This is a genomic window from Suilimivivens sp., from assembly GCF_037359455.1.
Taxonomy (GTDB): domain Bacteria; phylum Bacillota; class Clostridia; order Lachnospirales; family Lachnospiraceae; genus Suilimivivens; species Suilimivivens aceti.
Map to the genome: position 1 here is coordinate 1 of NZ_JAXXXI010000011.1, position 2,818 is coordinate 2,818.

Consider the following 2,818-nt stretch of genomic DNA (forward strand, 5'->3'; position numbering starts at 1 on the left):
TATGCTTTGAAACGGCCCCGGCCTTTTATGCCGCCGCCAGTGAGCGCATCCGTGCAGCCCGCAATGAAATTTAGCAAATTGGAAATCAATAAAATTCGTGTGTTGTAAAAACTGCTGTTGAATTTTACAGCAGATTGGGATATACTATGGGTGAAAGGAGTTGAGCAATATGCCAAATATCAAACCCATTTCCGATCTGCGAAATTACAGCGATGTGCTGCATGATGTGGCTGTTGGTGCTCCGGTTTTTCTGACAAAGAACGGGCGCGGCAGATATGTAATTCTCGATATGCAGGACTTTGAAAAGACACAGGCAACCCTCCGGCTGATGAATGAACTTGCGAAAGGCCGAAAATCTGGTGAAGAGAAAGGCTGGCTGACATTGGAAGCTGTGGAGAAGAACCTCGGGATTGTCAATGAATAATTTGCATTTATCCGAAGAAGCCCAGAATGATCTTTTAGAAATCAAAGCCTATATTGAGGAAGAGTTACTAAACCCATCCGCAGCATTGGCAACCGTAAGTCGAATTACAAAGAGTCTCCGCATTTTACAGAACCATGCGCAGGCTGGAGCTCCGCTATCTTCGATTGCGGATATAGAGAGCGATTATCGCTTTATTGTAAGCGGCAATTACATTAGCTTCTACCGTGCTTACGGCAGCGAAGTTTTTATTGACCGTATTCTCTATGCCCGCTGCGATTATATGCGGATTTTGTTCGGAGACAGTACAACAGATGAATAAATGACAAACCATTGAACCGCTTGTAGAAATACAGGCGGTTTTTTCATGTGCAAAAGAAGCGTGAAAAAATAAAAAAGTATTCTATCATTTACGCCGATCCCCCTTGGCGCTACTCGGCTAAGAAAGTACAGGGCGCGGCGGAAAATCATTATCCCACTATGAGCATTGAGGAATCCCTGACGTTGGGAACCTGCAGATTTCCGTAGCCTTTGCCGGCTTAAGGAGATCTGCAGGTTTTTGCTTTAGAAAACCTTCATAAAACATTCACAATTCATTTATTGGAAACAAAACGCAACAATGTTATAATATTACAGTAGTCAGTGCACGGAAAGGAAGGAATATAAATTTCCGGAGTGCTGGTCTGACAGAATGATTACATAGAAAAGAAGGTTGAAGAGTATGAACCGTATAGGGGTATTTTTTGCAGAGGGTTACGAAGAGATCGAGGCACTTACGGTAGTGGATCTGCTTAGAAGGGTAGATATCCGGGTGGATATGGTTTCCATTACAGCAGAAAAGACAGTGAAAGGATCTCATGGAATTGCAGTTGGAATGGATCAGGTGCTTTCTGAAGCAGATTTCGGCGCATTCGATGGAATCGTGCTTCCGGGCGGTATGCCGGGAACGAAGAATCTGGAGCACTGTGAGGAGCTGATGAAGCAGGTAGATGCCTTTGTGAAGGACGAAAAGCTGGTCTGTGCGATCTGTGCAGCACCCTCTATTCTTGGACACAGAGGACATCTGCAGGGTAGAAAGGCTACTGTTTATCCGGGAATGGAAGGAGAACTGACCGGAGCCGAGTGGGTCGCAGACAAGGCTGTCACAGACGGAAACATCATTACTGCAAGAGGAATGGGCTGTGCCATTGCCTTCGGACTTGCGATCATAGAGAAGCTCAAGGGAGAGCAGGCAGCTGATGAGATGGCACAGAAGGTTGTATACCAGCTGTAAAAACAGAAGAGATAGATAATTGGGGATAATACAATATGAATATTTTATTTTTTCTGACACCCAAAAATGAGGTGGCATATATCCACGACACAGATTCCCTGCGTCAGGCACTGGAAAAGATGGAGCATTATGGGTATTCCGCAGTACCTATCATCAGTGAAGACGGACAGTATGTGGGAACACTGACAGAGGGAGATCTGCTCTGGTGCATTAAGGAGCAGAAAAATCTTTCTGTAAAGGAATCGGAAGATATTTCTATTATGAGCATCAAAAGAAAATGGGATAATGAACCGGTGGATGTGGATGTAAACATGGAAGATCTGCTGAATAAGGCAATGAATCAGAATTTTGTGCCGGTGATTGATGACAGAAAGCGTTTTATCGGTATTATTACCAGAAAGGATCTGATCCAGTATCTGTGCAAGAAGCTGGTGACTGTACAGCTTGAAGCCGGCGGTATGAGTATTGGTCAGATGCAGCCTGGTAAAATGGAAATGAATCGGAGATGAGGGGAAATGTATAATCAGTTAACAGAAAAGGACATTCAGGCCATGGAGGCAGAGATAGAGGACAGAAAGCTGAATGTCAGGCCAAAACTTCTGGAGGCTGTCAAGGAAGCAAGAGCGCAGGGCGACTTGAGTGAAAATTTTGAATATTACGCAGCAAAAAAAGAAAAAAACAAAAATGAGAGCAGGATCCGTTTTCTGGAGAGAATGATCAAAACAGCCGAGATCATACCGGATGATTCCGGAGAGGATGAGATCGGAGTCAATACCAGAGTTACGGTACAGTTTGAAGATGACGGCAGTGAAGAAACCTATAAGCTTGTGACGACCATGCGGGGTGATTCCCTGAACGGACTTGTGAGCGTGGAATCGCCCATAGGGAAGGCTCTGCTGAAGCATAAGGCCGGAGACCGGGTTTATGTGGAGATCAATAAGAATGCCGGTTATTATCTTATTGTTAAAAAAATAGAAAAAAATCCGGATGAAGAGGAAGAAAGACTCCGGGATTTTTAAGGCAAAACTTACCAACATATTTTTTTCAGCAGCGTAGATACTATGAACAAGATAAGTGATACGAAAGGCTTTGAATGAAGAAAACTTCAGGATAAGCAGCGTAAG

5 protein-coding genes and 1 pseudogene are annotated in these 2,818 nt (G+C 44.1%); all 6 read left to right on the forward strand.

Translation table 11 applies throughout. The annotated features are described in order from the left end of the window. Positions 1–169: 169 nt before the first annotated feature. Positions 170–424, forward strand: a complete 255-nt coding sequence (locus WJQ40_RS01780) for a type II toxin-antitoxin system prevent-host-death family antitoxin (protein ID WP_337537703.1) — start codon at positions 170–172, stop codon at positions 422–424. Next, complete coding sequence (locus WJQ40_RS01785) at positions 417–743, forward strand: type II toxin-antitoxin system RelE/ParE family toxin (RefSeq protein WP_262573872.1); 327 nt, start codon at positions 417–419, stop codon at positions 741–743. The genes WJQ40_RS01780 and WJQ40_RS01785 overlap by 8 nt, the downstream gene beginning before the upstream one ends. 68 nt (positions 744–811) lie before the next feature. Next, positions 812–916 (forward strand): annotated as a pseudogene (locus WJQ40_RS01790) (DNA methyltransferase); the annotation flags it as partial. A gap of 226 nt (positions 917–1,142) precedes the next feature. Beyond that, entirely contained in the window at positions 1,143–1,694 is a 552-nt protein-coding gene (locus WJQ40_RS01795; RefSeq protein ID WP_337537704.1) for a DJ-1 family glyoxalase III, read from the forward strand. A gap of 35 nt (positions 1,695–1,729) precedes the next feature. Continuing rightward, positions 1,730–2,203 (forward strand): CBS domain-containing protein, encoded by a 474-nt coding sequence (locus WJQ40_RS01800; protein ID WP_118797525.1) that lies wholly within the window; start codon positions 1,730–1,732, stop codon positions 2,201–2,203. Positions 2,204–2,209: 6 nt separating this feature from the next. After that, positions 2,210–2,713 (forward strand): transcription elongation factor GreA, encoded by a 504-nt coding sequence (gene greA, locus WJQ40_RS01805; protein ID WP_118797526.1) that lies wholly within the window; start codon positions 2,210–2,212, stop codon positions 2,711–2,713. Positions 2,714–2,818: the final 105 nt, after the last annotated feature.